The organism is Pseudomonas tohonis, from assembly GCF_012767755.2.
Lineage (GTDB): Bacteria > Pseudomonadota > Gammaproteobacteria > Pseudomonadales > Pseudomonadaceae > Metapseudomonas > Metapseudomonas tohonis.
In genome coordinates, this window is the sequence record NZ_AP023189.1 from 6363616 (window position 1) to 6387408 (window position 23793).

The 23793-nt window shown below is 67.7% G+C and carries 23 protein-coding genes; 16 read left to right on the forward strand and 7 right to left on the reverse strand.

Features of this window, described 5'->3' with window-relative positions; all coding sequences use genetic code 11:
- Positions 1 to 63 precede the first annotated feature (63 nt).
- Both HSX14_RS29240 and ompR read right to left on the reverse strand, forming a co-directional pair.
- Entirely contained in the window at positions 64 to 1377 is a 1314-nt protein-coding gene (locus tag HSX14_RS29240; RefSeq protein ID WP_173178580.1) for an ATP-binding protein, read from the reverse strand.
- A gap of 76 nt (positions 1378 to 1453) precedes the next feature.
- On the reverse strand, positions 1454 to 2185 hold the full coding sequence (gene ompR / locus HSX14_RS29245) for an osmolarity response regulator transcription factor OmpR (RefSeq protein WP_173178579.1): 732 nt from the start codon (positions 2183 to 2185) through the stop codon (positions 1454 to 1456).
- Positions 2186 to 2377: 192 nt separating this feature from the next.
- Between ompR and HSX14_RS29250 the strand changes: the two genes are divergently transcribed.
- The 4 genes from HSX14_RS29250 (at position 2378) to rmf (ending at position 7271) form a co-directional block, all read left to right on the forward strand.
- Entirely contained in the window at positions 2378 to 4696 is a 2319-nt protein-coding gene (locus HSX14_RS29250) for a Tex family protein (protein WP_173178578.1), read from the forward strand.
- A 4-nt stretch (positions 4697 to 4700) separates the two neighbouring features.
- Positions 4701 to 5084, forward strand: a complete 384-nt coding sequence (locus HSX14_RS29255) for a PaaI family thioesterase (protein ID WP_173178577.1) — start codon at positions 4701 to 4703, stop codon at positions 5082 to 5084.
- A gap of 122 nt (positions 5085 to 5206) precedes the next feature.
- Entirely contained in the window at positions 5207 to 6793 is a 1587-nt protein-coding gene (gene gshA / locus HSX14_RS29260; RefSeq protein WP_173178576.1) for a glutamate--cysteine ligase, read from the forward strand.
- A 265-nt stretch (positions 6794 to 7058) separates the two neighbouring features.
- Entirely contained in the window at positions 7059 to 7271 is a 213-nt protein-coding gene (rmf, locus tag HSX14_RS29265) for a ribosome modulation factor (RefSeq protein WP_173178575.1), read from the forward strand.
- Between the two features lies 1 nt (position 7272).
- Here rmf and HSX14_RS29270 read toward each other — a convergent pair whose 3' ends face one another.
- Complete coding sequence (locus tag HSX14_RS29270) at positions 7273 to 7671, reverse strand: carboxymuconolactone decarboxylase family protein (RefSeq protein ID WP_111260808.1); 399 nt, start codon at positions 7669 to 7671, stop codon at positions 7273 to 7275.
- An 85-nt stretch (positions 7672 to 7756) separates the two neighbouring features.
- On the opposite strand from HSX14_RS29270, the gene HSX14_RS29275 reads away from it, so the two are divergent.
- Positions 7757 to 8563, forward strand: coding sequence for a cyclase family protein (locus HSX14_RS29275; RefSeq protein WP_173178574.1), 807 nt, complete (start codon positions 7757 to 7759; stop codon positions 8561 to 8563).
- 107 nt (positions 8564 to 8670) lie between these two features.
- On the opposite strand, the gene argA is transcribed toward HSX14_RS29275, so the two are convergent.
- Positions 8671 to 9969, reverse strand: coding sequence for an amino-acid N-acetyltransferase (gene argA / locus HSX14_RS29280; protein WP_173178573.1), 1299 nt, complete (start codon positions 9967 to 9969; stop codon positions 8671 to 8673).
- Positions 9970 to 10080: 111 nt separating this feature from the next.
- Entirely contained in the window at positions 10081 to 11238 is a 1158-nt protein-coding gene (argE, locus tag HSX14_RS29285; protein ID WP_173178572.1) for an acetylornithine deacetylase, read from the reverse strand.
- A 136-nt stretch (positions 11239 to 11374) separates the two neighbouring features.
- Between argE and HSX14_RS29290 the strand changes: the two genes are divergently transcribed.
- From HSX14_RS29290 to argC, 3 genes are all read left to right on the forward strand, one after another.
- On the forward strand, positions 11375 to 12742 hold the full coding sequence (locus HSX14_RS29290) for a CYTH domain-containing protein (protein WP_173178571.1): 1368 nt from the start codon (positions 11375 to 11377) through the stop codon (positions 12740 to 12742).
- A gap of 49 nt (positions 12743 to 12791) precedes the next feature.
- A complete protein-coding gene (locus tag HSX14_RS29295; RefSeq protein ID WP_173178570.1) occupies positions 12792 to 13451 on the forward strand; it encodes a DUF502 domain-containing protein in 660 nt (219 codons plus the stop codon).
- Positions 13452 to 13536: 85 nt separating this feature from the next.
- Positions 13537 to 14484, forward strand: a complete 948-nt coding sequence (argC, locus tag HSX14_RS29300) for an N-acetyl-gamma-glutamyl-phosphate reductase (RefSeq protein ID WP_173178569.1) — start codon at positions 13537 to 13539, stop codon at positions 14482 to 14484.
- 287 nt (positions 14485 to 14771) lie between these two features.
- Here the strand turns inward: argC and HSX14_RS29305 are convergent, their stop codons facing one another.
- Positions 14772 to 15242, reverse strand: a complete 471-nt coding sequence (locus HSX14_RS29305; RefSeq protein ID WP_173178568.1) for an Lrp/AsnC family transcriptional regulator — start codon at positions 15240 to 15242, stop codon at positions 14772 to 14774.
- A gap of 127 nt (positions 15243 to 15369) precedes the next feature.
- Between HSX14_RS29305 and HSX14_RS29310 the strand changes: the two genes are divergently transcribed.
- The 8 genes from HSX14_RS29310 to HSX14_RS29345 all read left to right on the forward strand — a co-directional run bounded on the left by HSX14_RS29310 (position 15370) and on the right by HSX14_RS29345 (position 23333).
- Positions 15370 to 15717 carry a hypothetical protein gene (locus HSX14_RS29310; protein ID WP_173178567.1) on the forward strand — a complete coding sequence of 116 codons (348 nt, stop codon included), beginning with the start codon at positions 15370 to 15372 and terminating at the stop codon, positions 15715 to 15717.
- Positions 15718 to 15851: 134 nt separating this feature from the next.
- A complete protein-coding gene (gene tfpB / locus HSX14_RS29315; protein WP_173178566.1) occupies positions 15852 to 17636 on the forward strand; it encodes a type IV pilus assembly ATPase TfpB in 1785 nt (594 codons plus the stop codon).
- A gap of 76 nt (positions 17637 to 17712) precedes the next feature.
- Positions 17713 to 18633, forward strand: a complete 921-nt coding sequence (locus HSX14_RS29320) for an SPFH domain-containing protein (protein WP_173178565.1) — start codon at positions 17713 to 17715, stop codon at positions 18631 to 18633.
- A gap of 2 nt (positions 18634 to 18635) precedes the next feature.
- On the forward strand, positions 18636 to 19091 hold the full coding sequence (locus tag HSX14_RS29325; protein ID WP_173178564.1) for an NfeD family protein: 456 nt from the start codon (positions 18636 to 18638) through the stop codon (positions 19089 to 19091).
- 75 nt (positions 19092 to 19166) lie between these two features.
- Positions 19167 to 19817 (forward strand): TetR/AcrR family transcriptional regulator, encoded by a 651-nt coding sequence (locus tag HSX14_RS29330; protein WP_173178563.1) that lies wholly within the window; start codon positions 19167 to 19169, stop codon positions 19815 to 19817.
- A 171-nt stretch (positions 19818 to 19988) separates the two neighbouring features.
- The gene (gene aguB / locus HSX14_RS29335; RefSeq protein ID WP_173178562.1) at positions 19989 to 20867 is read left to right on the forward strand and encodes an N-carbamoylputrescine amidase; all 879 of its coding nucleotides are present in this window, start codon (positions 19989 to 19991) and stop codon (positions 20865 to 20867) included.
- An 85-nt stretch (positions 20868 to 20952) separates the two neighbouring features.
- Positions 20953 to 22059, forward strand: a complete 1107-nt coding sequence (gene aguA, locus HSX14_RS29340; RefSeq protein ID WP_173178561.1) for an agmatine deiminase — start codon at positions 20953 to 20955, stop codon at positions 22057 to 22059.
- A gap of 302 nt (positions 22060 to 22361) precedes the next feature.
- On the forward strand, positions 22362 to 23333 hold the full coding sequence (locus tag HSX14_RS29345; protein WP_116858044.1) for an IS110 family RNA-guided transposase: 972 nt from the start codon (positions 22362 to 22364) through the stop codon (positions 23331 to 23333).
- A 210-nt stretch (positions 23334 to 23543) separates the two neighbouring features.
- Here HSX14_RS29345 and HSX14_RS29350 read toward each other — a convergent pair whose 3' ends face one another.
- Complete coding sequence (locus tag HSX14_RS29350) at positions 23544 to 23759, reverse strand: TOBE domain-containing protein (protein WP_003455791.1); 216 nt, start codon at positions 23757 to 23759, stop codon at positions 23544 to 23546.
- Positions 23760 to 23793: the final 34 nt, after the last annotated feature.

Genomic DNA, 23793 nt, shown 5'->3' on the forward strand with positions numbered 1-23793 from the left:
GCCCGCGTCGCAGCCTGACGGAAGGCGTCGCGGTTGGACGCGGGCCCCGCCGCGCGGGGCCTGTCAGGCGGCGTCGCGGGGCAGCAGCAGGCCCAGGGGAAGGCACACGCGGGCTTCCAGCCCACCGCCGGAACGGTTGCGCAGCTCGACGCTGCCGCCGTGCAGCGCGGCGATGCGCTTGACGATGGCCAGGCCCAGCCCGGTGCCCTTGCCGCCACGGGCGCGGTCGCCACGGATGAAGGGGTTGAAGATGTCGCCCAGCTCGGCCGGGTCGATGCCCTGGCCACGGTCGAGCACGCTGAGGACGACATAGGGTGCGGTGTGATCGCCCGCCACGAAGGCGGCCACTTCGACGCCGTTGCCGCCATAGCGCAGCGCGTTCTCGATCAGGTTGGCCAGGAGGCGCTTGATCGACACACGCCGCAGGGGGAACGGCGGCACCGGCTCCAGGCACAGGCGCACGCGCTCCTCGTGCTGGTTGTAGGGGGCCACCACCTCGCGCACCAGCTCGCCCAGGTCGAGCTCTTCCTGGCGCTCGTCGCGGCCATCGCGGATGAAGGCGAGGAACTGGTCGAGGATGGCGTCCATGTCCTCGATGTCGCGAACCATGTCCTCGGTGAACTCGCTGTCGCTGCTCATCAGCTCCAGGGACAGGCGCAGCCGCGTCAGCGGGGTGCGCAGGTCGTGGGAGACGCCGGCCAGCATCAACTCGCGCTCGCGGGCGGCCTGCTCGACGTCCTCGGCCATCTGGTTGAAGGCGCGGTAGACCTCGGTCATCTCGCTGGGCGTGTCGCTCACCGGCAGGCGCACGCTGCGGCCCTGGCCGAGCTGGCGGGCGGCGAACACCAGGCGCTTGAGCGGGGCGTTGAGCTGGCGCACGAAGATCCACGCGGCGGCGGTGGACAGCAGGCCGATGCCGAGGAACCAGCCGAGCACGCTCCAGATGCGTTGCCCGCGCAAGGGGTGTGGATAAAGCGGGATGCGCACCCAGTCAGGGCCCAGTGCCGGTGCCCTCACCCAGAGCGCCGGCGGGCTCTTGGCGCGCAGGCGCACCTCGGTCTCGGGGCCGAGCTCGGTCTGCATCTGCCGCTCGAAGATCTCGCTGTAGGGCCAGTGCTGCTCGCTGGGCGGCACGGCGTCGCTGGTCACCCGCTTGAGGCCGGCGGCGCGCGCCAGGTCGTCGCGCTCGGATTCGCTGGCCGCCCAGTAGGCACGCAGGGTCAGCGCCGCGCCGTGGCTGTACTGGCGGTCCACGAGGACGTCCTCGTTCATCATCAGGTAGACCAGGGTCAGCGCCTTGGAAAACAGCACGACGATGAGCACCAGCCAGAGGGTGCGGGAGAAGAAACTCTGCGGGAACCAGTACGGCGCTTTCATCGGGTTTTCCGGGCAGGAGGCTCAGGCGCCTTGCGAGGCTGTGCCGCGCCCGGGATGCGGGCGCGGCGGGGGGAGGTCACTTGTTGCCGTCGGGCACGAACACGTAGCCGACGCCCCAGACGGTCTGGATGTAGCGGGGCTTGGACGGGTCGGGCTCGATCAGCCGGCGCAGGCGGGAGATCTGCACGTCGATGGAGCGCTCCAGGGCGTCCCACTCGCGGCCACGGGCGAGGTTCATCAGCTTGTCGCGGGTCAGCGGCTCGCGGGCGTGCTGGACCAGGGCCTTGAGCACGGCGAATTCACCGGTGGTGAGCATGTGCACGTCCTCGCCCTTCTTCAGCTCGCGGGTGGCCAGGGACAGCTCGTACTCGCCGAAGGTGACGCTCTCGTCGGCGGCGGTCGGGGCGCCGGGCACCTGGGGCGCCTGGCGGCGCAGCACGGCCTTGATCCGCGCCAGGAGCTCGCGCGGGTTGAAGGGCTTGGCCAGGTAGTCGTCGGCGCCCAGCTCCAGGCCCTGGATACGGCTGGATTCGTCGCCCTTGGCGGTGAGCATGATGATCGGCACCTGGTTGTTCGAGGCGCGCAGGCGGCGGCAGGCGGACAGGCCGTCCTCGCCAGGCAGCATCAGGTCCAGGACCACGAGGTTGAACAGTTCGCGGGCCAGCAGGCGGTCCATCTGCTCGACGTTCTCCACCGCGCGCACGCGGTAGCCCTGCTCTTCGAAAAAGCGCTCGAGCAAGCGACGCAGGCGCGCGTCGTCGTCGACGATCAGGATCTTTTCGCCCTCGGCATTGGGGATGCTGCTCATGTTCTCTCCTGGTTTCTCAAGCGCGGCATTATCACTCAGCACCGGTGTCGCGCGGCTCGACCATTGTTAGCAGATTTTTCCCCGAACGGTTCCCTGGCCAGCGCAACGGGGTGTTTATAATGCGCCGCTTGTTTCCCGGCCAGGGCCAGGCCCGGCCGGTCTTTCGTTGGTCATCAGGTGTGTCTTTTTCATATGGAAAGCATCAACAACCGTATCGCTGAAGAGCTGGGCGTGCGCCCGCAACAAGTCGCCGCCGCCGTCGCCCTGCTCGATGAAGGCTCCACCGTTCCCTTCATCGCCCGCTACCGCAAGGAAGTCACCGGCAGCCTGGACGACACCCAGCTGCGTACCCTGGAAGAGCGCCTGCGCTACCTGCGCGAGCTGGAGGACCGCCGTGGCTCGATCCTCGCCAGCATCGAGGAGCAGGGCAAGCTGACCCCGGAACTGGCCCGCGAGATCAAGCTGGCCGACACCAAGACCCGCCTCGAAGACCTCTACCTCCCCTACAAGCAGAAGCGCCGCACCAAGGGCCAGATCGCCCTGGAAGCCGGCCTCGGCGAGCTGGCCGACGGCCTCTTCGCCGACCCGAGCCTGAACCCGGAGACCGAAGCCGCGCGCTTCATCGATGCCGAGAAAGGCTTCGCCGACACCAAGGCCGTGCTCGAGGGCGCCAAGTACATCCTCATGGAGCGCTTCGCCGAGGACGCCACGCTGCTGGCGACCCTGCGTAGCTTCCTCAAGGACAACGCCACCCTGACCGCCCGCCTGGTTCCCGGCAAGGAACAGGAAGGCGCCAAGTTCAGCGACTACTTCGAGCACGACGAGCCCCTCAAGGGCGCGCCGTCGCACCGCGCGCTGGCGATCTTCCGCGGCCGCAACGAGGGCGTGCTCAGCGTCGCCCTGAAGGTCGGCGAGGAACTGCCCGGCACCATGCACCCCTGCGAGGTGATGATCGGCGAGCGCTTCGGCGTGAAGGACCAGGGCCGTGCCGCCGACAAATGGCTGGGCGAGGTGGTGCGCTGGACCTGGAAGGTCAAGCTCTACACCCACCTGGAGACCGACCTGCTGGGTGAGCTGCGCGAAGGCGCCGAGACCGAGGCGATAAACGTCTTCGCCCGCAACCTGCACGACCTGCTGCTGGCCGCCCCGGCCGGCCCGCGCGCCACCCTGGGCCTGGACCCGGGCCTGCGCACCGGCTGCAAGGTCGCCGTGGTCGACGCCACCGGCAAGCTGCTGGAGACCGCCACCGTCTACCCGCACGTCCCGCACAACAAGTGGGACGACACCCTGGCCACCCTCGGCAAGCTCTGCGCCAAGCACGGCGTCGACCTGATCGCCATCGGCAACGGCACCGCCAGCCGCGAGACCGACAAGCTGGCCGGCGAGCTGATCAGCAAGCTGCCGGGCCTGAAGATGACCAAGATCATGGTCAGCGAGGCCGGCGCGTCGGTGTACTCGGCCTCGGAACTGGCCGCCAAGGAGTTCCCCGAGCTGGATGTGTCCCTGCGTGGCGCGGTGTCCATCGCCCGCCGCCTGCAGGACCCGCTGGCCGAACTGGTGAAGATCGAGCCGAAGTCCATCGGCGTCGGCCAGTACCAGCACGACGTCTCCCAGCTGCAGCTGGCGCGTAGCCTGGACGCGGTGGTCGAGGACTGCGTGAACGCCGTCGGCGTGGACGTGAACACCGCCTCCGCCGCCCTGCTGGCGCGCATCTCCGGCCTCAACGCGACCCTGGCGCAGAACATCGTCGCCCACCGCGACGCCAACGGCGCCTTCAAGACCCGCGAGGAGCTGAAGAACGTCAGCCGCCTGGGCGAGAAGACCTACGTGCTGGCCGCCGGCTTCCTCCGCGTGATGAACGGCGACAACCCGCTGGATGCCTCGGCGGTGCACCCGGAGACCTACCCGCTGGTGCAACGCATCGCCGAGGGAACCGGCCGCGACGTGCGCTCGCTGATCGGCGACTCCGCCTTCCTCAAGCGCCTCGACCCGGCCAAGTTCACCGACGAGACCTTCGGACTGCCGACCGTCACCGACATCCTCAAGGAACTCGACAAGCCCGGCCGCGACCCGCGCCCGGAGTTCAAGACCGCCGAGTTCCAGGAAGGCGTCGAGAGCCTCAAGGACCTCAAGCCCGGCATGGTGCTGGAAGGCGTGGTGACCAACGTCACCAACTTCGGCGCCTTTGTCGACATCGGCGTCCACCAGGACGGCCTGGTGCACATCTCCGCGCTGTCGGAGAAGTTCGTCAAGGACCCGTACGAGGTGGTCAAGGCCGGCGACATCGTCAAGGTCAAGGTCATGGAGGTGGACATCCCGCGCAACCGCGTCGGCCTGTCCATGCGCATGAGCGACACCCCCGGCGAGAAGGTCGAGGGCCCGCGCGGCGGCGGTCGTCCGCAGGGCGGCCAGCGTCCCGATCGCGGTGCCCCGCGCCAGCAGCAGGCGGCCCCGGCGAACAACGCCATGGCCTCGCTGTTCGCCAACGCCAAGCAGATCAAGAAGAAGTGAGCTGATGGACGTCTCCGACCTGCACACCGCCAGCGCCTACAGCAAGCTGCTGGGTATCGAACCGGTCAGCCTGGGCGACGGCGTCGCCGAGGCGCGCCTGTCCATGGCCGAGCACCTGCGCAATCGCGGCCAGGTGATGCACGGCGGAGCCATCTTCTCGCTGCTCGACATCGCCATGGGCCTGGCCTGCACCAGCGTCCATGGCTTCGAGCGGCGCAGCGCCACGATCGAATGCAAGATCAACTACATCCGTCCCGTGGCCGAGGGTGACATCCTCTGCCGCGCGCGGGTGGTGCACGCCGGCTCGCGGACCCTGGTGGTCGAGGCCGATGTGCTGCAGGGCGACAAGCTGGTCGCTAAAGGGCAAGGCACCTTCGCCCAGCTGTAAGCGCCAGGACGGCGACGCTCTATTCTGGACAAAGCGACAACGCAGTCATGTCCGCCCCTTGTAGACCGACCAGTCCACCCTCATATTGGGGCGACTGTCCCTGGGACCCACAGGATTCCAAATTGAGCGACCTTCTCTCCCGCCGCCTGGCATTGCTGGGCGAGCGTGCCCACCTGTCCCTGCTGACCCAGTGCCTGCACGGCATCGAGCGCGAATGCCTGCGCGTCGACGACAACGGCCAGCTGGCCCTGACCCCGCACCCGGTGGCCGTCGGTTCCGCGCTGACCAACCCGCAGATCACCACCGACTACTCCGAGTCGCTGCTGGAGTTCATCACCCCCACCGAGCACGACCCGGCGGCGACCCTGGCGGACCTGGAGAAGATCCATCGCTTCACCTACCAGAAGCTCGACGGCGAGCTGCTGTGGAGCGCCTCGATGCCCGGCCGGCTGCCCAGCGAGGAGGCGATCCCGATCGCCCGCTACGGCACCTCGCCCATCGGCCGCCTGAAGTACGTCTACCGGCGCGGCCTGGCCGTGCGCTATGGCAAGACCATGCAGTGCATCGCCGGCATCCACTACAACTTCTCCCTGCCGGAAGCCCTGTGGCCGCTGCTCAAGGAGGCCGAAGGCGATCCGCAGAGCGACCGCGACTTCCAGTCCGCGCGCTACATCGCGATGATCCGCAACTTCCGGCGCTACAGCTGGCTGCTGATGTACCTGTTCGGCGCGGCGCCGGCGCTGGACCAGAACTTCCTCCGCGGCCGCCCCCACGACCTCGACCGCCTCGACGCCGACACCCTGTTCCTGCCCTGGGCCACCAGCCTGCGCATGAGCGACCTGGGCTACCAGAACAACGCCCAGTCCGGCCTGACGCCCTGCTACAACAGCCTCGACAGCTACCTGTCGAGCCTGCGCCAGGCCGTGTCCACGCCCTACCCGCCCTATGCCGAGATCGGCACCAAACGCGACGGCGAATGGGTGCAGCTGAACACCAACGTCATCCAGATCGAGAACGAGTACTACTCCTCGATCCGCCCGAAACGCGTCACCTACACCGGCGAGCGCCCGATCCAGGCGCTGATGGCCCGTGGCGTGCAGTACGTCGAAGTGCGCTGCCTGGACATCAACCCCTTCCTGCCGCTGGGCATCGACCTGGCCGAGTCGCGTTTCCTCGACGCCTTCCTGCTGTTCTGCGCCCTGCAGGACAGCCCGCCCCTGGCCGGCGGCGAGTGCCGCGACTGCACCGACAACTTCCAGCGCGTGGTCAAGGAAGGCCGTCGCCCCGGCCTGCACCTGCAGCGCAACGGCCAGGAGATCGGCCTCAAGGAGTGGGCCTTCGAGTTGCTCGAGCAGATCGCCCGCACCGCCGACCTGCTGGACCGCGCCCAGGGCGGCCAGGCCCATGCCGAAGCCCTCCAGGCCCAGCGCCTCAAGGTCGAGGACACCCGCCTCACGCCGTCGGCACAGGTGCTGGCCGAGCTGCGCGAACGCGGCGAGAGCTTCAGCGAGTTCTCCCTGCGCCAGAGCCGCCTGCATGCCGAGTATTTCCGCGCCCAGGCCCTGGCCCCGGACGACCAGGCACGCCTCGAAGCCATGGCCCGCGAATCCCTGGAGGAACAGGCGCGCCTGGAAGCCGAGCCCGACGTCGACTTCGACACCTTCGTCGCCGCCTACCAGGCGAGCATCCTCGGGCTGCTGAGCAACTGACCCCTGCGCCATCCCTACGCCGTAGGTTGGCGCCGAGCGCAGCGAGGCCCAACGGTGCAGGACACAGCCCCGCTGTTGGGCTTCGTACCTCAGCCCAACCTACGGATTGCAGCGGCGCTGGAGCCACCGCGAACCCACGCGCCCCAAAAAGGCGCGGCCCGTCACAAAACCGACAAGCTGGGGCTCGAAGCGGGACAGGCGGCCACCCGCGCCGGAAAACCGGCAGCTAGCATGAGCACAAATCCAGAGCCTGCGAGCTTTGCCCATGGCGCCCCCAGACGCCCACCCCGAAGACAGCCAGCAATGGAGCCTGGAAAGCCTCAACAAGGCCTACCAGCAAGGCTACATGGCGGGCCTCACCGGCCAGACGATCGACCAGCAACCCTACCCCGCCGAAGTCCTCGCCGCGGCCTGGGAAGCCGGTTGGGACGACGGCCACGACCAGTACGAGCTGCAGCGTCCCTCGCGGATCGCCTGAATCAGTCCTCGCGAAACGCCGCGTCCAGCGGAACCCGATAGCCCGTCGCCAGCCGATTGGTCTCGTTGGCCATGCCGATCACCGCCTGCAGCTCGCCGAACATCGCCTCGGTCATCCCCGCCTTGCGCGCCGCCGCCGTGTGCGAGCCGATGCAGTAGGCACAGTTGTTGGTGACGCTGACGGCGACGTAGAGCAGCTCCTTGGTCAGCGGGTCGAGCGCGCCGGGGGCCATCACCTGCTTCAGGCTCTCCCAGGTGCGGCGCAGGTTGTCCGGGTGCTGGGCCAGGGCCTTCCAGAAATTGTTGACCTGGTCGACCTGACGCGTCGCCATGATGTCGTCATAGACGGCGCGGACTTCCGGACTGGCATGTTCATATTCGATCAAGTGCTTAGACGACATCGCGCATCCCCTTCTAAGTTATGAGTCAGCCAGTATAGGCAGAGCGCCCATACCGGCCCGGTCCCAACCATGGAGAAGGTCACGCATGTCGATACGCACCCTGGGCCGCCTGGCCCTCACCGCCTCACTGTCCCTGCCGCTGCTGGCCCAAGCCGCGCAGCCCGGCCTCTGGGACACCTACGCCACCCTGAAAGCCAAGACCTGGGTCGACCTGACCCACGCCTACGACGAGCAGGTGCCGCACTGGAAGGGCTTCGAGAACGCCCAGCGCAAGACGCTCTACACCGTCGACAAGGACGGCTTCCAGGTGGACCTCTACACCCACGTCGGCCAGTGGGGCACCCATGTCGACCCGCCGGTGCACTTCCACAAGGGCCTGCGCGGCATCGACCAGATCGACGTGAAGGAACAGCTGCTGCCGCTCGTGGTGCTGGACATCCACGAGCAGGCGGCGAAGAACCCCGACTACGTGCTGACCCTGGCCGACGTGAAGGCCTGGGAAGCCAAGCACGGCCCGGTACCCGAAGGCGCCTTCGTGGCCCTGCGCAGCGACTGGTCCAAGCGCTGGCCGAGCCAGGAGAAGATCCAGAACGCCGACGCCCAGGGCGTGGCCCACTACCCGGGCTGGAGCAAGGAGGCGCTGGTCTACCTCTACGAGACGCGCAAGATCACCGCCTCCGGCCACGAGACCACGGACACCGACCCGGGCATCGCCACCAGCAAGGACGACTACTCGCTGGAGTCCTACATCCTCGGCAAGGACCACTATCAGATCGAACTGCTGGCCAACCTGGACCAGGTGCCGGAAGCCGGCGCGCTGGTGGTCGTGAGCTTCCCGAAGATCGCCCGGGGCACCGGCTTCCCGGCGCGGGTGTTCGCGATATTGCCGTGATGGGGTAAGCGGGACTCCCCCCTGTGGGAGCGGCTTCAGCCGCGATGGGCCCGGTGCCGGGCCCTTTCACGAATGAATTCGCTCCTACGAGGCCAGCTAGAGCGGCCTCAGAGCACCTTTTCGAAGATCTTCGAGTTGCGCTGGTAGTTGTAGAGCGAGGCGCGCGCCGCCGGCAGGCTTTCCACGCCGCTGGGCTGGAAGCCGCGCTCGCGGAACCAGTGGGCGGTACGCGTGGTGAGCACGAAGAGGGTCTTCAGGCCCAGGGCACGGGCGCGGTCCTCGATGCGCTCCAGCAGCTCGTCGCCACGGCCGCCGTGGCGGTACTCGGGGTTCACCGCCAGGCACGCCAGCTCGCCCGCATCGGAGTCGGCGATGGGATAGAGCGCCGCGCAGGCGATGATGTGGCCGTCGCGCTCGACGATGGTGAACTGGCCGATCTCGCGCTCCAGCACCTCGCGGGAGCGGCGCACGAGGATGCCCTGGTCCTCCAGCGGGGTGATCAGGTCGATCAGCCCGCCGACGTCGTCGATGGTCGCTTCGCGCAGGGACTCGAACTGCTCCTGGTCCACCAGGGTGCCGCCACCGTCGCGGGTGAACAGCTCGGTGAGCAGCGAGCCGTCCTCGGCGTAGCTGACCATGTGGCTGCGCTTGACCCCGCTGCGGCAGGCCTGGGCGGCGGCGTCCAGCAGCTCGGCCTGGTAGCTGTTGCCCAGGCGCACGAGGTGGCCGGGCACCTGTTGCGGGCGCAGTTCGCGCACCAGCTTGCCGGCTTCGTCGATCAGCCCGCGCTCGCTGCCGAACAGCACCAGCTTGTCCGCGCCCAGGTCGATGGCGGCGCGGGTGGCGACGTCCTCGCAGGCGAGGTTGAAGATCTCCCCGGTGGGCGAGTAGCCCAGGGGCGAGAGCAGCACGATGGAGCGCTCGTCGAGCTGGCGGCTGATGCCCTTGCGGTCGATGCGGCGCACCTCGCCGGTGTGGTGGTAGTCGACGCCATCGACCACGCCTATGGGCCGCGCGGTGACGAAGTTGCCGCCGGTGACCCGCAGGCGCGAGCCCTGCATGGGCGAGGCGGCGATGTCCATTGAAAGGCGCGCCTCGATGGCGATGCGCAGCTGGCCCACGGCGTCGATCACGCATTCCAGGGTCGGGCCGTCGGTGATGCGCAGGTCGCGGTGGAAGTGCGGGGTCAGCCCGCGCGCGGCCAGGCGTGCCTCGATCTGCGGGCGCGAGCCGTGCACCAGCACCAGGCGCACGCCCAGGCTGTGCAGCAGCACCAGGTCGTGGACGATGTTGCCGAAATTCGGATGGGCGACACCCTCGCCGGGCAGCATCACCACGAAGGTGCAGTCCCGGTGGGCGTTGATATAGGGCGATGCGTGGCGAAGCCAGTTGACGTAGTCGTGCATGGATTCCGTGAGCCTGTGGACGTTGGCGAAATGAGCGGTGCTACTCCGGAAACGGAGTCGGGGGCGTCGCGTTTATCGTCGTCGCAGGAACATCAACGGATTCCCTCCACGTCAGGCCTTGTCGGCGGGGTTCAGGCAGTAGTGCTGGATGAGCTGGCGCAACAGCGCCACGGTAGGCTCGATGCGTGACAGTTCGAGGTGTTCGTCGGGCTGGTGGGCACAGGCGATGTCGCCGGGGCCGAGCACCAGGGTCTCGCAGCCGAGCTGCTGAAGATACGGGGCTTCGGTGCCGAAGGCCACCGCTTCTGCGGCATGCCCGGTGAGACGCTCGGCCAGGCGCACCAGATCACTTCCGGCGGGCTCCTCGAAGGGCGGCACGGCAGGGAACAGCGGCTGGTAGTCGATGGCCACGCCATGGCGCTCGGCGAGCGGCGCCAGGCGCTGGCGGATGGCCGCGCGCAGTGTCTCCGGCTGCATGCCCGGCAGCGGGCGCAGGTCGAATTCCAGGCTGCACTGCCCGCAGATCCGGTTGGGGTTGTCGCCACCGTGGATGCAGCCGAGGTTGAGGGTCGGCTGCGGCACGTTGAACAGCGGGTTGTGGAATTCGCGCTGCCACTCGCCACGCAGGGCCACCAGCGCGGCGATGCTCTCGTGCATCGCCTCCAGGGCGCTGCGACCCAGGCTCGGGTCGGAGGAGTGGCCGCTCTGCCCGAGGATGTCGATGCGCTCCATCATCACGCCCTTGTGCAGGCGGATCGGCTTCAGCCCGGTGGGCTCGCCGATCACCGCGGCGCGGCCCAATGGCTGCCCGGCGGCGGCCAGGGCACGGGCGCCGGACATCGAGCTTTCCTCGTCGCAGGTGGCCAGGACGATCAGCGGGCGGCGGAACGGCTGGGCGCGCAAGGCGCGCACGGCCTCGATCACCAGGGGGAAGAAGCCCTTCATGTCGCAGCTGCCCAGGCCGTACCAGCGGTCATCGGCCTCGGCGAGCCGCAGCGGGTCGCTCTTCCACAGCGCGGCGTCGAAGGGCACGGTGTCGCTGTGGCCCGCCAGCACCAGGCCGCCGGGGCCGCTGCCCAGGGTGGCCAGCAGGTTGGCCTTGCCGGGCGCCACCTGCTGCACCTCGCAACGGAAGCCGAGCTCGCCCAGCCAGGTCGCCAGCAGGTCGATCACCGCCTGGTTGGACTGGTCCCAGCCGGGCTGGGTGCAACTCACCGAAGGCGCGGCGATCAGCGCGGCGAACTGGCTCTTCAGGTCTGGAACGGGCATCGGCTTTCTCCACGGACGAGGACTCATCATAGGGACAACGCCCCGGCGGCGAAACCGCCCGGCAGGGCGCCTCGGCCTCCTGTAGACTTCACGGCCTCGGCAGCCATCCCGTGCTGCGATTGATAAAACTCCGGCCATGCAAAAAGAAACCGAAATCAAGCTCCGCGCCAGCCGCGAGACCCTCGAAGCCCTCCGCGACCACCCGCTGCTGAAGAAGCGCAACAAGAGCGGCTGGGAGAAACGCGAGCTCTTCAACCAGTACTACGACACCCCCGAGCGGGATCTGTCCCGGGCCAAGGTCGCCCTGCGCCTGCGTCGCGACGGCGACCAGTTCATCCAGACCCTCAAGAGCCGTGGCCAGAGCGTGGCCGGGCTGTCCGAGCGCAACGAATGGGACTGGTACCTGCCCAAGGCCAAGCTCGACCCGAAGAAGCTCGGTGACGACTGCTGGCCGGCCAGCCTCGCCGACCTGGACAAGAAGACCCTGGCGCCGATCTTCACCACCGACTTCGTCCGCGAGCGCGCCGAGATCGCCTGGGGCCGCGGCAAGGCCAAGGTCGTGGTCGAAGCCGCGCTGGACCTGGGCAAGGTCATCGCCGGCAAGGCCGAGGAAGAAATCTGCGAGCTGGAGCTGGAACTGCGCCAGGGCGAACCCGAGGCGCTGCTGGAGCTGGCCCGCGAACTGGCCGCCGACCTGCCCCTGATGCCCTGCGACATCAGCAAGGCCGAGCGTGGCTACCGCCTGTTCGACGCCAACAGCTACAGCGTCGCCCTGCCGGCCCCGGCGCTGGACGCCGAGATGCCCCTGGACGACGCCATCGCCGCCATCGCCTGGCACCTGCTCGGCAGCAGCCAGCGCCTGGCCGAGCAATACCGATTCAACGGCCACTGGAAGCTGCTCGGCGAATGGCTGCAACAGCTGATCGACCTGCGCGCCCTGCTCGGCAGCCTCGGCCAGGCCGCGCCGCGTGCCAGCAGCCACGGCCTGCGCGAAGCCCTGGACGCCCTGATCGGTGACTGGCGCCCGCGCCTGGCCGCCGGCCAGGACGACGAAGCCGCGCGCCAGGCGGCGCCGCAGCAATTCGCCGATGAACTGGCCGGCACCCGCTGGGGCCTGTTCTCCCTCGACGCCTCCAGCTGGCTGCTGGCCCGCTCCTGGGCCGTCGGCCGCAACGACCGTGGCAACCGCCAGGGCAAGGCCGCGCTGGGCAAGTGGCTGCCGCGCCTGCTGGGCGACGAAGCCCGCGACCTGCAGCTGGACCGCTACAAGCGCCAGCCCGAGGACCTCGCCGAGCAGCTGCCGCGCATCGAGCGCCTGCTGGTCTGGCTGCGCCTGGCCCGCAGCGTGCTGCTGGAGATCCCCGAGACGGACCGCTGCTACGGCGAGCTGAACAAGCTGGCCGAACTGGCCGGCCGGCCGATCGACGAGGAGGCCCTCGAAGCCCGCGTCAGCCAGGCCCACCAGGTGCTGACGCTCAAGAGCTGGAAGCAGCTGCTCAAGTGATGCGACCCGGCACCGCGCGCCCGCGCGGTGCCGACGAGGAACCCCCGCGATGTTCAAGCAAAGCTTCAGATCCCTGCTCGGCACCTGGCTGACCGGCCTGCTGGCCCTCTTGCCCCTGGTGCTGACCCTGGCGCTGCTGGCCTGGATCGTCAGCCTGCTCAACCGCCTGGTGGGCCCCTCGACGCTGATCGGCCAACTGCTCGCCGCCCTCGGCCAGCCGTTCGCCAGCAGCCCGGTCCTGGCCTGGTTCGTCGGCACCCTGGTGCTGCTGGCCAGCCTCTATCCCCTCGGCCTCGCCGTGCAACTGGGCCTGCGCCGGCCGCTGGCCTGGCTGTTCGACCAGACCCTGCGGCGCACCCCGCTGATCGGCAACGTCTACAACATCGCCGACCGCTTCGTCGGCATGCTCGACAAGGAAAAGAACGCCGACATCACCACAATGCAGCCGGTCTGGTGCTTCTTCGGTGGCGACGGCGCGGCGGTGCTCGCCCTGCAACCGAGCTCCGCGCCCATCGAACTGGAAGGCCGGCCCTACTGCGCCATCCTGGTGCCCACCGCGCCCATCCCGGTGGGGGGCGGCCTGCTCTACGTACCGGTGGACTGGGTGCGCCCGGCCGATATGGGGGTCGATGCGCTGACCAGCATCTATGTCTCCATGGGCCTGACACCACCCCCCGCCGCCACGCCGCCCGACGCCTCGCGGACCTGATCCGCCGACGCGCTTGGCCAAGGCGCCGCCGCGCTGGTTACAATGCGCGCCCCGCTCTTCATTCGTCTGTCCGAGAGAGTCCGCCATGGTTTTCAAAGTGTTCGTAGATGGTCAGGAAGGCACCACCGGCCTCCGTTTGCTCGACTACCTGTCCGGCCGTGCCGATGTCGAGCTGCTGCGCATCGCCGATGACAAGCGCAAGGACCCGCAAGAGCGCGCACGCTTCCTCAATGCCGCCGACGTCGCCTTCCTCTGCCTGCCCGACGTCGCCTCGCGCGAGGCGGTGTCCCTGGTGACCAACCCGAACACCTGCATCATCGACGCCAGCACCGCCTTCCGCACCGACGACAGCTGGGCCTACGGCCTGCCGGAACTGGCCGCCGGCCAGCGCGAGAAGATCCGCACCAGCAAGCGCATCGCCGTGCCCGGCTGCCACGCCAGCGCCTTCATCCTCGCCGTGCGCCCGCTGATCGACGCCGGCCTGCTGCCCGCCGACTACCCGCTCTCCGCCTTCTCCCTCACCGGCTACAGCGGCGGCGGCAAGGGCATGATCGCCGAGTACGAAGCCGGCAACGACGCCAGGCTGATGAGCCCGCGTCCCTACGCCCTGGGCCTGGAGCACAAGCACCTGCCGGAAATGCGCGTGCAGGGCCGCCTGGCCCAGGCACCGGTGTTCAACCCCATCGTCGGCCCCTTCCTCAAGGGCCTGGCCGTGACCGTGCCGCTCTACACCGAGCGCCTGGCACGCAAGGCCAGCGCCGCCGACATCGCCGAGATCTACCGCCAGCACTACGCCGGCGAGCAGTTCGTACGGGTGATGCCGGCCGGTGACGAAGGCAACCTCGACGGCGGCTTCTTCGACGTCCAGGGCTGCAACGACACCAACCGCGTCGACCTCTTCGTCTTCGGCTCCGCCGAGCGCCTGAACCTGGTCGCGCGCCTGGACAACCTCGGCAAGGGCGCCGCCGGCGCCGCCGTGCAGTGCATGAACGTACACATCGGCGCCGACGAGGCCACCGGCCTCAACGCCTGATCCGCGCCACCCTGGAAAAGCCCCGCCGATGCGGGGCTTTTTCGTTTCCGCGGGATAAGCCGGCGGGTTTCACCCGCCCTACGGCAGCCAGCGCATCGGCATGCTCCTGTAGGGGCGAATTCATTCGCCCAAGGACTTCCAGCAGGCCTGAGCCCATATGACCGGTAGGAGCGAATTCATTCGCGAAAGGGCCGCGCAGCGGTCCCGTCGTGACCTCAAGGGGCGGACCTACGGCCCGCTTGGCGACTGAAGTCGCCCCTACAAGGGTGCCCATGAGGGTCCCAGCACTACCCCCCCACCGGCAAACTGGTGGTCGACTTGATCTCCGACAGCGCGACGATGGAATTGACCTCCTGGATACCCGGCACCAGCGACAGCTTCTCGAAGAAGAAGCGTTCGTAGGCCTCGATGTCCTTGGTGACGATGCGCAGCATGAAATCCACCGCGCCCATCAGCACATGGCATTCCAGCACCTCGGGGAAGCCCTGCATGGCTTCGGCGAACTCGGTGAGGTTGGAGCGGCCGTGGGCGTTGAGCTTCACCTGGGCGAAGATCTGCGCGTTGAGCCCGATCTTGCGCCGGTCCAGCAACGTCACCTGGCGGCGGATCACCCCCTCCTCCTTGAGCCGCTGGATGCGCCGCCAGCAGGGTGACTGCGACAGGCCGATGCGCTCGGCGATCTCGGCGGTGGCGATGCCGGCGTCCTCCTGCAGCAGCTCGAGGATGCGGCGGTCGTAGGGATCGAGTTCGATAGGCATGAAAAACCCCAATAACTGGATATCAGGGAAATTCTATTCCCCAATCAGCCGGAACGACCAATAAACAGGCAGAAATTCTCCCTCCGGCGCCCGGAAAATGGGCCATCGCCTCCGGAGCCACGCCACCATGCTCGATCTCGACGAACCGCCCCGCCTCACCCCGCCACTGCCCTTCCCCACAGCCCTCGCGCCGCGTGAGGATGTGTGGAGCAAGACGCACCTGCCCGGCCAGGCGCGCACCCTGAGCTTCACCATCCTCGCCGAGGCCGACGCGGACATCCTCAGCCGCCTGCTCGCCTACTTCGCCCAGCTGCAGCTGGTGCCGCAGTGGCTGGAGGCCACGCGCCAGGGCGACGACCTGCTGCTGCGACTGCGCCAGGACGGCCTGACCCTGCACCGCGCCGAGGTGATCGCGCAGAAGATGCGTTCCCTGGTCAGCGTGTTTTCGGTGGACGTGCAGCCTGCGGCATCCTGACCGCGCCGTTCGGTGCACCCGGTCACGCATTGCCCTTCGCTCCGAGGCGCCGATTCGGGCATCCTGTGCACCCTCCACGGAAGAGTGCGTTGGCTACTCTTCCCTGACCGGGATCGCGTGACCAAGGAGCCTGCATGTCCGCTTTTGCCTCAGCCGCCCAGGATCGCTGGCTGGACCTCAACGACCTCCTGCGGGAGCTGGTGAACCAGGGCCGGATCGCCCAGGACACCGCCGAGCAGTGCATGGCGATTCGCCGCAGCGCGGTGAACAACCAGCAGCACCCGCTGGAATTCCTCGCCAGCCAGCAGGTCGACGACCTCAAGCGCCCCGGCAAGAAGCTCGACCTCGAAGCCCTGACCGTATGGCTCGCCGAGTACGCCGGCCAGCCCTACCTGCGCATCGACCCGCTGAAGATCGACGTCGCCGCGGTCACTCCGCTGATGTCCTACGCCTTCGCCCAGCGCCACAAGATCCTCGCCGTGGCCGCCGACAGCGAGAGCGTCACCATCGCCAGCGCGCAGCCCTTCGTGCACAGCTGGGAGGGCAACCTCACCCACGTGCTCAAGCGCCCGATCAAGCGCATCGTCGCCAACCCGGCGGACATCCAGCGCTTCACCGTCGAGTTCTACCGCCTGGCCAAGTCGGTCAGTGGCGCCAACGCCGTGGACCAGAAGATCAGTGGCGTCGGCAACTTCGAACAACTGCTGAAACTGGGGGCGAACGACCAGGAACCCGACGCCAACGACGCGCATATCGTCAACATCGTCGACTGGCTGTTCCAATACGCCTACCAGCAGCGCGCCAGCGACATCCACATCGAGCCGCGCCGCGAGCAGGGCACCGTGCGCTTCCGCATCGACGGCGTGCTGCACACCGTCTACCAGTTCCCGCCCCAGGTGACGATGGCCATCGTCAGCCGCCTGAAGAGCCTCGGCCGCATGAACGTGGCGGAGAAGCGCAAGCCCCAGGACGGCCGGGTCAAGACCAAGACCCCGGAGGGCGGCGAGGTGGAACTGCGCCTGTCGACCCTGCCCACCGCCTTCGGCGAGAAGATGGTGATGCGGATCTTCGACCCCGAGGTGCTGCTGAAAAGCTTCGACCAGCTGGGCTTCTCCCAGGACGACCTCAAGCGCTGGCAGAGCATGACCAACCAGCCCAACGGCATCATCCTGGTCACCGGCCCCACCGGCTCGGGCAAGACCACCACGCTCTACACCACGCTCAAGCAGCTGGCCACCAGCGAGGTGAACGTCTGCACCATCGAAGACCCCATCGAGATGATCGAGGGCGCCTTCAACCAGATGCAGGTGCAGCACAACATCGACCTGACCTTCGCCAGCGGCGTGCGCGCCCTGATGCGCCAGGACCCGGACATCATCATGGTCGGCGAGATCCGCGACCTGGAGACCGCCGAGATGGCCATCCAGGCGGCGCTCACCGGCCACCTGGTGCTCTCCACCCTGCACACCAACGACGCCCCCAGCGCCATCACCCGCCTGCTGGAACTGGGCGTGCCCTACTACCTGCTGCGCGCCACCCTGCTCGGGGTCATGGCCCAGCGCCTGGTGCGCACCCTGTGCCCGCACTGCAAGGCGCCCATCGAGCTGGAGGAGGAGGACTGGCAGAACCTCACCCGCCCCTGGAGCGCACCGCTGCCCACCGGGGCGCATCGCGCCGTGGGCTGCCTGGAATGCCGCGACACCGGCTACCGGGGCCGTGCCGGGGTCTACGAGATCATGCTGCTGTCGGATTCGGTGAAGAGCTACATCACCGCCGATACCGACCTGGTCGGCCTGCGTCGCAACGCCTTCAAGGAAGGCATGCGCAGCCTGCGCCTGTCCGGCGCGCAGAAGGTCGCCGCCGGGCTCACCACGGTCGAGGAAGTGCTGCGGGTCACGCCGCAGAGCGAACAGAAGTAACCACCGCCGCCCGGCGCAGAATCCGGGTGGATCACCGAGAAAGGCCGCTGCCGGCACTCACCTACAGGGAACAGTCATGGGCATCACCACAGTCGTACTCCTCTTCGTCGCGCTCGCCGTGGCCATCGTCTTCATGGGCTTCAAGGTCGTGCCGCAGGGCTACGAATGGACGGTGGAGCGCTTCGGGCGCTACACCAACACCCTCAAGCCGGGCCTGAACATCATCGTCCCGGTGATGGACCGCATCGGGCGCAAGCTCAACGTCATGGAAGCGGTGCTGGACATCCCCCCGCAGGAAGCCATCAGCGCCGACAACGCCATCGTCGAGATCGACGCCGTGTGCTTCTTCCAGGTGATCAACGCGGCCCAGGCGGCCTATGAGGTGAACAACCTCGAACACGCCATCCGCAACCTGGTGATGACCAACATCCGCACCGTGCTCGGCTCCATGGAGCTGGACGCCATGCTCAGCCAGCGCGACGCCATCAACGAGCGTCTGCTGCGCACCGTCGACGAGGCCACCGCGCCCTGGGGCATCAAGGTCACCCGCATCGAGATCAAGGACATCAGCCCGCCCGCCGACCTGGTCGAAGCCATGGCCAGCCAGATGAAGGCCGAGCGCCTGAAACGCGCGCAGATCCTCGAAGCCGAGGGCTCCCGCTCCGCCGCCATCCTCACCGCCGAGGGCCACAAGCAGGCGGAGATCCTCCGCGCCGAGGGCGAGCGTGCCGCCGCCTTCCTCGAAGCCGAGGCCCGCGAACGCGCCGCCCAGGCCGAAGCCGAGGCGACCCGCGTGGTGTCCCAGGCCATCGCCAGCGGCAACGTGCAGGCGGTCAACTACTTCGTCGCGCAGAAATACGTCGAGGCCCTTGGCAACCTGGCCAGCGCCAACAACAGCAAGGTGATCCTCATGCCGCTGGAGGCCAGCCAGGTGATCGGCTCGGTGGGCGGCATCGGCGAGATCGTCAAGGCCACTTTCGGCGACAAGAAGGTCTGACCATGCTCGGCTACCTGCAGACCCTGTCCTTCTGGGACTGGCTGGCACTGGGCACCCTGTTGCTGATCCTCGAAGTCTTCGGCGCCGGCGGCTACCTGCTGTGGATCGGCCTGGCCGCCGCCGCGGTCGGCGCCCTCACCTTCATCGTGCCGGGCATCCCGTGGGAGGTGCAGTTCCTCCTCTTCGGCGTGCTCTCGGTGTGCACCGCCGTCTACTGGTGGCGCCGCCAGCGCAGCGCCGCCAAGCCCTCCGACCAGCCTGGGCTGAACCGCCGGGGCCAGGAATTCGTCGGCCGCCAGTTCGCCCTGCACCAGGCCATCGAAGGCGGGCGCGGCAAGATCAAGGCCGGTGACTCGGTGTGGCTGGTGGTCGGGCCCGACCTGCCCGTTGGCGCCCAGGTGCGCGTCATCGGCCAGGATGGCGTGCTGCTCAAGGTCGAACCGGTCAGCGCCGGTTGAACGAACGGGACGCGTCGGTATTGCATGGGGCTCATGGCTAACGTCCAATAGCCGCCTCATGCCAAGGAGCCGTCCATGCCGCGTCCCGCCACCCCTCGCAAACCCCGCGCCAGCAGCCAGCTGCGCATCGCCGGGGTCCTCGACGCCGCCCGCGCGCTGCTGGCCGAGGAAGGCGTGGCCAACCTGTCGATCTACAGCGTGGCCGAGCGCGCGGAGATGCCGCCCTCCTCCGTCTACCACTTCTTCGCCAGCGTGCCGGCGATCCTCGAAGGCCTCACCGCCGAGGTCCACGCCGCTTTCCGCGCCTGCCTGCAGGAACCGGTGGAGCACGAGCGCCTGGGCAACTGGCGCGACCTCTCGCGCCTGGTGGAAGAACGCATGCTGGCGATCTACGCCGATGACACCGCCGCGCGCCAGCTGATCCTCGCCCAGCACGGCCTCACCGAAGTGACCCAGGCCGACCGCCAGCACGACATCGAGCTGGGTCGCCTGATGCACCGCCTGTTCGAGCGCCATTTCGAACTGCCGACGCTGCCGGGCGACCTCGACGTCTTCGCCCTGGCCATGGAACTGGGCGACCGCGTCTACGCCCGCTCGGTGCAGCTGCACGGCGAAATCACCCCGCGCTTCGCCGAGGAAGGCATGCGCGTCTTCGACGCCTACCTCGGCCTCTACCTGCCGCCCTTCCTGCCCAAGCGTGCCGCCGCGCTGGCGGACGAGCTCTGAAGCCTTCGATTTTTATCCGATGAATAGCCGATAAACATCGGCATTACTGGGCGATATTTTGTTGAAATTGTTTATTGGCACTTTTAAAGCGGATTTTTATCGATTATAAAGTTGCCATCCGGGCGACTCACGCCCGCTCATCGACAGCAATCGTCCTGACGAGGTGTCTCCATGTCCCGCATCGTTACCGTCGCCGCCACCCAGATGGCCTGCTCCTGGGATCGCGCCGCGAACATCGCCAACGCCGAGAAACTGGTGCGCCAGGCCGCCGCCAGGGGCGCGCAGATCATCCTCATCCAGGAGCTGTTCGAGACCCCCTACTTCTGCCAGAAGCCCAACCCCGACTACCTGCAACTGGCCACCCGCACCGAGGCCAACGCCGCCATCGCCCACTTCCGGAAGGTCGCCGCCGAACTGCAGGTGGTGCTGCCCATCAGCTACTTCGAGCTGGCCGGGCGGGCACGCTTCAACAGCATCGCCATCATCGACGCCGACGGCAGCAACCTCGGCGTGTACCGCAAGAGCCACATCCCGGACGGCCCCGGCTACCACGAGAAGTACTACTTCAACCCGGGGGACACCGGCTTCAAGGTGTGGGACACCCGCTACGCGCGCATCGGCGTCGGCATCTGCTGGGACCAGTGGTTCCCCGAGTGCGCCCGCAGCATGGCGCTGCTGGGCGCCGAGATCCTCTTCTACCCCACCGCCATCGGCAGCGAGCCCCACGACGCCAGCATCACCTCGCGCGACCACTGGCAGCGCGTGCAGCAGGGCCACGCAGGCGCTAACCTGATGCCCTTGGTGGCATCGAACCGCATCGGCCGCGAGGAGCAGGACGGCTACGACATCACCTTCTACGGCTCCTCCTTCATCGCCGATCAGTTCGGCGCCAAGGTCGAGGAACTGAACGAGACCGAGGAAGGCGTGCTGGTGCACAGCTTCGACCTGGACAAGCTGGAACACACCCGCAGCGCCTGGGGCAGCTTCCGCGACCGGCGCCCGAACCTGTACGGCCCGCTGAAGACCCTGGACGGCGTCCTGGAGTCCTGACACCCATTTACAGTGGCCCCCGCCCATGCGGGGCCCACTCAACAGCCACCGCATCGCCCCTGACCGGGCGACCTAGGGAACCCGCATGAAACCTCTGAACAGCACACCCCGCGCCGATGGCTTCCGCATGCCGGCCGAGTGGGAAACCCACAGCCGCACCTGGATGGTCTGGCCCGAGCGCCCGGACAACTGGCGCCTCGGCGGCAAGCCCGCGCAGGCGGCCTTCACCGCCGTGGCCCGCGCCATCGCCCGCTTCGAGCCGGTGACCGTGTGCGTCAGCGCCGGCCAGTACGAGAACGCCTGCCAGCGCCTGGACGAGCCGAACATCCGCGTGGTCGAGATCACCACCGACGACGCCTGGGTGCGTGATACCGGCCCCACCTTCGTCACCAACGACACGGGCGAGGTGCGCGGCGTGGACTGGGCCTTCAACGCCTGGGGCGGCTTCGACGGCGGCCTCTACTCGCCCTGGAACCGCGACGACCAGGTGGCCTCGAAGATCCTCCGCATCGAAGGCTGCCAGGGCTACCGCACCGAAGGCTTCGTGCTCGAGGGCGGCTCCATCCACGTGGATGGCGAAGGCACCCTGATCACCACCGAGGAATGCCTGCTCAACCGCAACCGCAACCCGCACCTGAACCGCGAGGAGATCGAGGCGGTGCTGCGTGACCACCTGGCGGTGGACAGCATCATCTGGCTGCCGGATGGCCTCTACAACGACGAGACCGACGGCCACGTCGACAACTTCTGCTGCTACGTGCGCCCGGGCGAAGTGCTGCTGGCCTGGACCGATGACCCGGCCAACCCCAACTACCCGCGCTGCCAGGCCGCGATGAAGGTGCTGGAACAGGCCCGCGACGCCAAGGGCCGCCAGCTGGTGGTGCACAAGATGCCGATCCCCGGCCCGCTCTACGCCACAGACGAAGAATGCGCCGGCGTCGACCTGGTGGCCGGCACCCAGGAACGCGACCCGTCGATCCGCCTGGCCGGCTCCTACGTCAACTTCCTCATCGTCAACGGCGGCATCATCGCGCCCAAGTTCGACGACCCGAAGGACGCCGAGGCCGAAGCCATCCTCAAGCGCCTGTTCCCGCAGCATGAGGTGGTGATGGTGCCCGGCCGCGAGATCCTCCTCGGCGGCGGCAACATCCACTGCATCACCCAGCAGCAGCCGGCACCGCAGAAGCGCTGAGCCACCGCTGGATGAACGAAGCCCCGCGAAGCGGGGCTTTTTCATTCCGGCACAAGGCACCAGCTACCCATCCTTGTATCTCGACTAATACCTCCACAGGGGTAATAGTCCCCGACTGATCATCGGGGGAGGGGCTGGAAGTCGTATCCATCCTTAGGCCACGAGCCTGCAACGTAGATAGTGCTCCGCCCCTCCACACTCACTCGAACAGCCCGAACGGTATCCAGAGCCTCGAGCTCGCATTCACAAGGTTGGGCCGGGTGCAGTGATGATCGCGTCTGAACGGATCGAGAGGAGAATCCATGCCCAGCGTCATCGGCATCGACATCGCCAAACACACCTTTGACCTCGCCACCCTGCAACCCAACGGCAAGTACCGCACCAAGGCCAAGCTGGCCAACGACAAAGCGGGCTTCGCCGTCTTGCGCGACTGGCTGAACAAACACAGCGAACCCGGAGCCTGGGTCGTGATGGAGGCCACCGGCATCCACCATGAAGCCCTGGCCGAATGGCTGTTGGAGCAAGGCTATCGGGTCTGTGTCCTCAACCCGGCACAAATCGCCCACTACGCCCGTAGTCAGTTGCAGCGGGTGAAGACCGACAAGGTCGACGCCAAGCTGATCGCCGAATACGGCGAGCGCCATCAGGACAGTCTGCGTCCCTGGCAACCCGAGCCCCGTGCCGTGCGGCGTTTGAAAGCCCTGGTACGGCGCCTGGAGGACCTGCGCGAAATCGAGCAGATGGAGCGCAACCGCCTGGAAGTGGCCGATGCCAGCGTCCAGGCCTCGATCCAGTCGGTGCTGGAACATATCGGTCAGGAGATCGAAGAGACCCTCAAGGCGATCGACGACCACATCGACAACGACCCGGATCTGCGCGGCAAGCGCGACCTGCTGACCAGCATTGACGGGATCGCCGACAAGACCGCCGCCCTGCTCCTGGCGGAGCTGGGCGACCCACTGCGCTTTGCCAACAGCCGCGCCGTCACTGCCTTTGCCGGGCTCAATCCGCGGCTGCAGGAGTCCGGGAACCACCGGGGACAGACACGTATCTCCAAGACGGGCTCATCGCGCCTGCGGGCCGGCTTGTTCATGCCCGCGATCAGTGCCCTGACGTACAACGAGGCTGTCAGGGCCCTGAGCGAACGATTGAGGGCGAAGGGCAAGACCGGCAAGCAGATCGTCTGCGCCGCCATGCGCAAGCTGCTGAGCATCGCCTACGGCGTCTTGAAATCAGGCCGGCCATTTGACGCAAAACTGGCCCTTGCTCACTAGAAATCAAGACGGTATCTACGAACCACGCCTCTGTGGGAGCGAATTCATTCGCGAAGGATCGCGTAGCGATCCCGATACTGCCGGGCGGCCCTGCGGGGCCGCATCGCGAACTCGTTCGCTCCCACACGTGCCCCCAAACGAACGAGCCCCCGCATGCGCGGGGGCTCTTCATGTCGGCACAAGGCAACTCACGGTTGTGAGAGCTGTGCATCACAGCTTGGCGATGGACACCTCGGTGGACTTCACGAAGGCGATCACCTCCGAGCCGATGCCCAGCTCCAGCTCGCGCACGGAACGGGTGGTGATCACCGAAGTGACGATGCCGGCGGCGGTCTGCACGTCGATTTCCGACAGCACCGGGCCTTCGATGATTTCCTTGATGGTGCCCTTGAACTGGTTGCGGACGTTGATGGCTTTGATGGTCATGGCGTTTTCTCCTGGGGTCGAAAAGCAGCTTCAA

What these genes read in the sequence shown, in the direction of transcription:
- HSX14_RS29240 (WP_173178580.1), bottom strand. Translation starts at nt 1,377, where the DNA reads ATGAAAGCGCCGTACTGGTTCCCGCAGAGTTTCTTCTCCCGCACCCTC.
- ompR (WP_173178579.1), bottom strand. Translation starts at nt 2,185, where the DNA reads ATGAGCAGCATCCCCAATGCCGAGGGCGAAAAGATCCTGATCGTCGAC.
- HSX14_RS29250 (WP_173178578.1), top strand. Translation starts at nt 2,378, where the DNA reads ATGGAAAGCATCAACAACCGTATCGCTGAAGAGCTGGGCGTGCGCCCG.
- HSX14_RS29255 (WP_173178577.1), top strand. Translation starts at nt 4,701, where the DNA reads ATGGACGTCTCCGACCTGCACACCGCCAGCGCCTACAGCAAGCTGCTG.
- rmf (WP_173178575.1), top strand. Translation starts at nt 7,059, where the DNA reads ATGGCGCCCCCAGACGCCCACCCCGAAGACAGCCAGCAATGGAGCCTG.
- HSX14_RS29270 (WP_111260808.1), bottom strand. Translation starts at nt 7,671, where the DNA reads ATGTCGTCTAAGCACTTGATCGAATATGAACATGCCAGTCCGGAAGTC.
- HSX14_RS29275 (WP_173178574.1), top strand. Translation starts at nt 7,757, where the DNA reads ATGTCGATACGCACCCTGGGCCGCCTGGCCCTCACCGCCTCACTGTCC.
- argA (WP_173178573.1), bottom strand. Translation starts at nt 9,969, where the DNA reads ATGCACGACTACGTCAACTGGCTTCGCCACGCATCGCCCTATATCAAC.
- argE (WP_173178572.1), bottom strand. Translation starts at nt 11,238, where the DNA reads ATGCCCGTTCCAGACCTGAAGAGCCAGTTCGCCGCGCTGATCGCCGCG.
- HSX14_RS29290 (WP_173178571.1), top strand. Translation starts at nt 11,375, where the DNA reads ATGCAAAAAGAAACCGAAATCAAGCTCCGCGCCAGCCGCGAGACCCTC.
- HSX14_RS29295 (WP_173178570.1), top strand. Translation starts at nt 12,792, where the DNA reads ATGTTCAAGCAAAGCTTCAGATCCCTGCTCGGCACCTGGCTGACCGGC.
- argC (WP_173178569.1), top strand. Translation starts at nt 13,537, where the DNA reads ATGGTTTTCAAAGTGTTCGTAGATGGTCAGGAAGGCACCACCGGCCTC.
- HSX14_RS29305 (WP_173178568.1), bottom strand. Translation starts at nt 15,242, where the DNA reads ATGCCTATCGAACTCGATCCCTACGACCGCCGCATCCTCGAGCTGCTG.
- HSX14_RS29310 (WP_173178567.1), top strand. Translation starts at nt 15,370, where the DNA reads ATGCTCGATCTCGACGAACCGCCCCGCCTCACCCCGCCACTGCCCTTC.
- tfpB (WP_173178566.1), top strand. Translation starts at nt 15,852, where the DNA reads ATGTCCGCTTTTGCCTCAGCCGCCCAGGATCGCTGGCTGGACCTCAAC.
- HSX14_RS29320 (WP_173178565.1), top strand. Translation starts at nt 17,713, where the DNA reads ATGGGCATCACCACAGTCGTACTCCTCTTCGTCGCGCTCGCCGTGGCC.
- HSX14_RS29325 (WP_173178564.1), top strand. Translation starts at nt 18,636, where the DNA reads ATGCTCGGCTACCTGCAGACCCTGTCCTTCTGGGACTGGCTGGCACTG.
- HSX14_RS29330 (WP_173178563.1), top strand. Translation starts at nt 19,167, where the DNA reads ATGCCGCGTCCCGCCACCCCTCGCAAACCCCGCGCCAGCAGCCAGCTG.
- aguB (WP_173178562.1), top strand. Translation starts at nt 19,989, where the DNA reads ATGTCCCGCATCGTTACCGTCGCCGCCACCCAGATGGCCTGCTCCTGG.
- aguA (WP_173178561.1), top strand. Translation starts at nt 20,953, where the DNA reads ATGAAACCTCTGAACAGCACACCCCGCGCCGATGGCTTCCGCATGCCG.
- HSX14_RS29345 (WP_116858044.1), top strand. Translation starts at nt 22,362, where the DNA reads ATGCCCAGCGTCATCGGCATCGACATCGCCAAACACACCTTTGACCTC.
- HSX14_RS29350 (WP_003455791.1), bottom strand. Translation starts at nt 23,759, where the DNA reads ATGACCATCAAAGCCATCAACGTCCGCAACCAGTTCAAGGGCACCATC.